This window comes from Streptomyces sp. NPDC039465, assembly GCF_055639315.1.
Genome location: NZ_JBVKAP010000021.1, coordinates 22,925 through 28,924 on the forward strand (window position 1 = coordinate 22,925; position 6,000 = coordinate 28,924).

General features: G+C 71.9%; 4 protein-coding genes and 1 pseudogene. 2 read left to right on the top strand and 3 right to left on the bottom strand.

What is annotated here, in order from left to right:
- Positions 1-38: 38 nt before the first annotated feature.
- Complete coding sequence (locus ACZ7LT_RS34525; RefSeq protein ID WP_471240054.1) at positions 39-710, bottom strand: TetR/AcrR family transcriptional regulator; 672 nt, start codon at positions 708-710, stop codon at positions 39-41.
- Between the two features lie 96 nt (positions 711-806).
- Here ACZ7LT_RS34525 and ACZ7LT_RS34530 point away from each other — a divergent pair, with 96 nt between their 5' ends.
- Positions 807-1,736: a zinc-binding dehydrogenase gene (locus tag ACZ7LT_RS34530; RefSeq protein ID WP_471240055.1), complete on the top strand. Its 930-nt coding sequence runs from the start codon at positions 807-809 to the stop codon at positions 1,734-1,736.
- Between the two features lie 979 nt (positions 1,737-2,715).
- On the opposite strand, the gene ACZ7LT_RS34535 is transcribed toward ACZ7LT_RS34530, so the two are convergent.
- Positions 2,716-3,636 carry an NAD-dependent epimerase/dehydratase family protein gene (locus ACZ7LT_RS34535; protein WP_471240056.1) on the bottom strand — a complete coding sequence of 307 codons (921 nt, stop codon included), beginning with the start codon at positions 3,634-3,636 and terminating at the stop codon, positions 2,716-2,718.
- 479 nt (positions 3,637-4,115) lie between these two features.
- Here ACZ7LT_RS34535 and ACZ7LT_RS34540 point away from each other — a divergent pair, with 479 nt between their 5' ends.
- Positions 4,116-4,838, top strand: a complete 723-nt coding sequence (locus tag ACZ7LT_RS34540) for a sulfotransferase family protein (protein ID WP_471240058.1) — start codon at positions 4,116-4,118, stop codon at positions 4,836-4,838.
- A 65-nt stretch (positions 4,839-4,903) separates the two neighbouring features.
- Here ACZ7LT_RS34540 and ACZ7LT_RS34545 read toward each other — a convergent pair.
- Positions 4,904-5,731, bottom strand: a pseudogene (locus ACZ7LT_RS34545) (MFS transporter); the annotation flags it as partial.
- Positions 5,732-6,000 lie beyond the last annotated feature (269 nt).

The window sequence follows — 6,000 nt, forward strand, 5'->3', positions numbered from 1 at the left end:
AACGTTTCCTGATGCGGCACCAGTTGGCCACTGAACGCTTAGTCAGTCCGCTGGTCAGTCCGCAGGTTGGCGGCCACGGTCAGGCTGCCGGGGACCGTGGTGAACGCGTTGCGCATTTCGGTGGCCAGGTCGCTGCGGGTGGGAGTGTCCGGGCGGTACGTCCATCTGTCGAGTGCGCGGTGGAAGGCGGCAACCAGCAAGTCCAGGGCGAGTTGGGGTCGCAGGTCGTCGGGGGAGGCGAAGTCGAGCCGGCGGTGCAGGGTGTCGAGCGCCGTGCGGCTGGTGCGGTGGCAGAAGTGCAGGCCGTGCGCGTCGATGGAGGGGGTCTCCCTGGCCAGCCGTCGGCTGAGCAGGACGCGGTGGGCCCAGGCTTCCTCGGTCATTCGCTCAAGCGCGGCGAACAGCGCCTGCTGAATCATCTCCGCTACCGGGCGGCCGTCGGGCTCGTGGGTCTCCAGTTCGTCCAGGAAGGCTTGCCACAAGTCCTGCGTCGGCGCCAGGGCCACGTCTTCCTTGCTGGCGAAGTTGCGGAAGAACGTGCGCTTGGAGACGTCTACCGCGTCACAGAGCTCGTCGAGGGTCACCCCGTTGAAGCCGTGCGTGGTGAACAGCTCCAGGGCGGCGTCGATCAGCGCCTGTCGCGTGCGCAGCTTCTTTCGCTCGCGCAGCGGGAGCCGGTTGTTGTCGGTCGTCGGAAGCTCAGCAGTCACGGTCCAATCGTACCCAAGAGGCAAGCGCCCCTTGCGCGCTTATGCCACTGGGTGGCATAACTGTGGTTCTTGATCTTCCTCGAAGGGTGCAACCCCATGCGTGCTCTGCTCGTTGACCGCTCCGCTCCCACCGGACTGCGCCTCGCTCAGGTGCCCGATCCCGAGCCGGCCCCACACCAGGCTCTGATTCGGGTGACGGCGACCTCCCTCAACTACGGCGAAGTACGGTTCGGCCTGCGAGAAGCGCCCGACGGCGCCGTCCTCGGCTGGGACGCGGCCGGTGTGGTGGAACGACCCGCCGCCGACGGGTCCGGCCCGGCAGCCGGCACCGCCGTCGTTACGCTCGGCATCGACGGCGCATGGGCCGAACTCCGCGCCGTGGACACCGACTGGATCGGCACGGTCCCGCCCGGAGCCGATCCGGGAGCCGCCAGCACGGTCCCCGTCGCCGGAACCAGTGCCCTGCGCGCTCTGCACCGCACCGGCCCGATCCTGGGCAGGCGAATCCTGGTCACCGGCGCCACGGGCGGCACCGGCCGGTATGCCGTGCGGCTCGCCCGCCTCGGTGGAGCACACGTCATCGCGTCCACCGGAGACCCGGACAGGCATGGCGACAGCCTGCGGGAAAACGGGGCGCACGAAGTGGTGGCTGGACCACTCGAGGTCAGGGAACCGGTGGACGGCGTCGTGGACCTGGTGGGCGGCCGGCAACTCGTCGACGCGTACGGCATGCTCGCTCAGGGAGGCACTCTGGTCGCGGTCGGGCACTCCGCGCACCAGGGCGAAACCTTCCCCTACGGAGCCCTCTTCGGCGACCATGGTCGGCACAACCGCTCGATCGTCGCATTCGCCCTGCCGGCTTGCACGGGTCTCGCGCCCGACCTGACCTGGCTTGCCCACCGCGTCGCCGCCGGCGAACTCGCCCCGCAGATCTCATGGCGCAGCGGCTGGGACGGGGTCGCCGAAGCCATCGACGCACTTCTCCACCGCCGGCTCCATGGCAAGGCGGTCCTGGACATCGCCTGATACCGCAGGCGGGTGAGCCCGGCGCCCCTGGCCCGGAGGAGCGTGTGGTGCGCGGTGCCTACGGACCTCGGCCCTCTCCCACCCCCCAGCGTCGTGCGCAGAAGCTCCCGCACACCGCCCGCCGTCAGCCGGGACCGTAGCGACGCCAGGGGTTCGAGGGGCGTGCCCAACAGGCGCGGGTCCCAGCCGGTGGCGTGGCGGGGGTAGCGCGGCGGGCCGAGGCAGAGGCGTTTGGTGATGACGAAACGGGTCTCGTCGGTGGTGTTGGGCTGCGAGGCGTGCAGATGGTCGCCGGCGAACAGCAGGATGTCCCCCGGGTCGAGCTCGATGTCCGCCGGCGGGCCGGTGTGCTGGCCGGGGGTGAGTGTGTGGTGGCCGTCGTGGCTCAGAACCCTCCCGTAGGCGGCGGGGTAGAACACGAGCCCGTTGCCCCTGCGGACCCGGCCCACGACCATCCACAGGTTGATCGAGTTGACGGCGGTGTTGAACCACGAGTCGACGTGCGCGTCCCGCGGCGTCAGGAACCCTTCCAAGGCGGGAGGTTCACCGCCGGGGCCCATGGACCGCAGCGGGGGCATGATGCGGATGCCGAGGTGGCCGCCCAGATAGAGGGGCGCGCCCTGGGGTGCGAGGGCGCGCGCCACATCGTGCAGGACCGTCTCGGCCAGGGGCCTGAGCCGGGTCTCCAGTTCCGTGCGGATCGCCGCGATCCGCGCGGTGTCCGCGTGGTGGTGCAGCCTCTCCAGGGACGCGCCGACCCGATCGGGGTCGGGACCGGGCAGCGCCCGCGCGACGGCCAGGAGCGTCTCGCGCCGGATGGCCTCCAATACTCCGCCACGCTGCAGGCCGCCCTTGATCGCGATCAGCGCGCCGTCCAGGACGTGGCGCAGCGATACCGGCAGGGAGTCTTCGGCCGCGGCCACCGCGTGCACCGCCGCCGGCAGCGGCTGGGCCGGGTCGGTGCGCCCGTAGGGCGCGCTCACCGGCGTACTCCCGCCATGGCCAGGATCCCGTCGTGCAGCGCCGTACGGGGACGGAAGCCGAACGCCAGCGAGGCGACGGTGATGTCGGCGCCCGTGTGCCGTGCGTCGCCGGGCCCCGCGGCGCGCGGGACGACGTGCACCGGCCCCACGGCGCACTCGAAGGCCGCGATGGCCTGCTTCATGGACACGGGGGAGCCTCCGCCGAGGTTGGCGACGCCGGTGAACCCCGAGCGCGCCGCGTTCCGGATGCCGGCGACGGCGTCGAGGACGTAGGTGAAGTCGCGCGTCTGCTCCCCGTCGCTGTACAGCGGGAAGGGGGCGCCGCCCGACGCGGCGTCGAGGAGACGGGCGAAGGCCATGTCGGGGCGTTGCCGGGGCCCGTAGACGGTGAACAGCCGCAGACAGGCGGTGGGCAGGCCGTAGGCGTCGCGGTAGAGCTCGCAGAGGTGCTCGCCGGCGAGTTTGGTGACCCCATAGGGGGAGACGGGCCGTGGGCAGGCCGTCTCGGACGTGGGACAGCTCCGGGCGTCGCCGTAGACCGAGGAACTGGAGGCGTAGACGAAGCTGCGGATGTGCCAGGTGCGTACGGCCTCCAGCAGGGCGTGGGTGGCCAGCACGTTCCGGGCGTTGTAGAGCGGGAACTCCGCTCCCCACGAGGGCCGCACCCCGGGCTGGCCCGCCAGGTGGTAGACGGCGTCCGTGCCGTCGAGGAGCGGTTCGAGGTCGGCGGTCAGGAGATCGGCACGGTGGAAGGTGAACCCCGGGCGGCTGGTCAGATCGCGCAGGTTGCGCTTCTTGAGCGCGGGGTCGTAGAAGTCGGTGCGTGCCCTGCGCGGCTGTCCGGGGCGCCGGAGAGCGCGGCCGGGTCGAGAGCCGGCACGCCGCGCCGCCGCCAGTCCTCGTAGGAGCCCACCCACCGTGGGTCGGCCTCGGCCCGCCGCCCGGCCAGGATGTTGCCCATCCGCTCCAGCAGCTCGCCCCGGGCCCGCCGGGCGACGTCGGCGGGATCGTCCCCGGCGGCGCTGCCCACGACCACGTCATCGGAACCGTGCGCCCCGGTCGTGCCTGCCGGGCCAGGGGTGCCCGTCGTGCCTGCCGTACCGGCCGGGGCGAACTCGGCCGACCGGGCCGCCGTCCGAGCGAAGACGATGCCCGGGCTCTCCGCGAACGGTGTGAAGACCTGCGGCTCCCAGCGCCGTACCGGTGTGGCCGGGGTGTGCCCTGACGTGGACATCATGCCTCCCGGCACAGTCTGGCGAGCACCGTCGTCGCCACGATTTGACCAAAGGCCCCGTCCGCGCACAACGGTGCGTCCGCCCGCCCGAAGCGCGGCGACGGCGTGAATTGACCGGTCGCGAGGCGCGGTTGAAGGAGGCCCGGCAGTCTGGCACGGTGACTGCAGCCGGTCCGGCTCGGACCTGCCGGAGCCACGTCCCGTCCATTCGCCGGGGAGGCCGACCGTGACAGCCGAAGGTACAGACCGGCCCGATCCCGTCCCGCCGCCCTCTCAGTCGCCCCGTACAAACGGGCGCCGTACCAAGCCGAAAGTCTTCGGCATCGGCCTCTCGCGCACCGGACCTCCCTCACCAGCGCCCTGCACACGCTGGGGTTCGACGTGGTCCACTACCCGTCCGATCCCGCCACCTACGCGACCCTCTTGGCCGGCACCGCCCGCTTCCCGCTGCTCGACCGGTACGACGGGATCACCGACATCACCGTCGCGCACTGCTACCAGGACCTGGACCTGCTGTGGCCGGGGGCGAAGTTCGTCCTCACCGTCCGCGAGGAGGAGAGCTGGCTGCGCTCCTGCCGCAAGCACTGGGAACGGCCCATCGAGAGCAAGGCGGACCGCGGCCGGGTCTACGTGGAGCTCCAGCGCTTCCTACGGGCCGCGGTGTACGGCTGCCACGATTTCCACCCGGAACGGTTCCGCCGGGTGGCCCGGCAACACACCGCGGAGGCGCTGCGCCACTTCGCCGCCCGCGACGACGATCTGCTGACGCTCGACATCGCCGCCGGACAGGGGTACGAACTGCTCGCCCCCTTCCTCGGCGTTCCGCCACCGGACGAACCCTTTCCGCACCACAACAAGACGGCTGCCGCCGGAAGCCCGCGATAGGAAAGGACCACCGTGCCCACGCACGCCACCACCCCGACGCCGCGCGGCCGCCACCACAGCGCCACGCCGGAGCCGCCGACCAGGCCCGCGGCGAAGCCGGACATCACCACGCCCCAGGCGCCGGCGCCGCCCAAGACGCGCCGCCCGTACACCGGCCCGAGCACTTGGTAGCCGGTCATCCACACCGGCAGGATCAGAGCCGACTGCCAGGTTATGACCACCAGCCAGCGCCGCGACCGGAAGTCCGCCCGTCCGTCGCGCAGCTGGTGCCGGAAGTCCGCCCGCGGCGCGGGCACGGTACCGCGGACGGTCAGCGGCGCGAGCAGCACCGCCGCACCGGCGAACGACAGGGCGTCGCAGGCGATGACCGAGGGCGGCCCGGCACCCACCACCAGCGCGGCCCCGACCGCCGGGCCGCCCACCCGCACCGCGGTCTGCCCCAACCTCAGCAGCGCGTTCGCCGCTGCTCGCATCTCCGCCGGAACGATGTCCGCCAGGAGACCCGAGGACGCCGGCAGGAAGAACGCCGAGGCCGCTCCGCACACCGCCGCCAGCAGCGCCAGATGCCAGAGGCACGCCAGGTGTAACCACAACAGCAGTGCGGCACTCGCTTGGGCAGCCGCGGAGACCACGTTCGCCACCACCATGATCCGCACGCGCGGCCACCGGTCCGCCCCCACCCCGCCGAGGAACAACAGCAACGCTTGCGGAAGGGTGCCGCACGCGAGCACCAGCCCGAGTCCGCCGCCGTCACCCTCACCGGGCAGCCCCAGCACCGCGAAGGCCAGGCCGACCGGTGCGATCGCCCCGCCCGACCAGCTCAGCAGACGCGCCGCGAAGTGCACCCGGAAACGCGCCACCCACAAGGGCGCCCACGCCCGACGGCCCTGCATGCCCCGCACTGGCCCGAACACCTCTCCGTCGACCTCCGCCGGCTCCTCACCACGTACGGCGGCCCCGGCTTTCCTTCGCGATCAACGAATCGGCGTGTGCCCCGACATGGTTTCCGGGAAAGGACAGTGAGGGTGGCAAGGTACAGGCGGATCTGCTGGGCGCCCGGTCTGCGACTGTCCATCCGGCTGGCACCCGTACGCGAAGGGGCGCTTCCCTGATGGCTGGTGGCGCATGCTGTTCCTAGCCTCAAGCCATGATCTCTACTCGT

Bases quoted from the DNA above. Each gene is read 5' to 3' on its own strand.
- ACZ7LT_RS34530 (WP_471240055.1), top strand. From the start codon at position 807: ATGCGTGCTCTGCTCGTTGACCGCTCCGCTCCCACCGGACTGCGCCTC.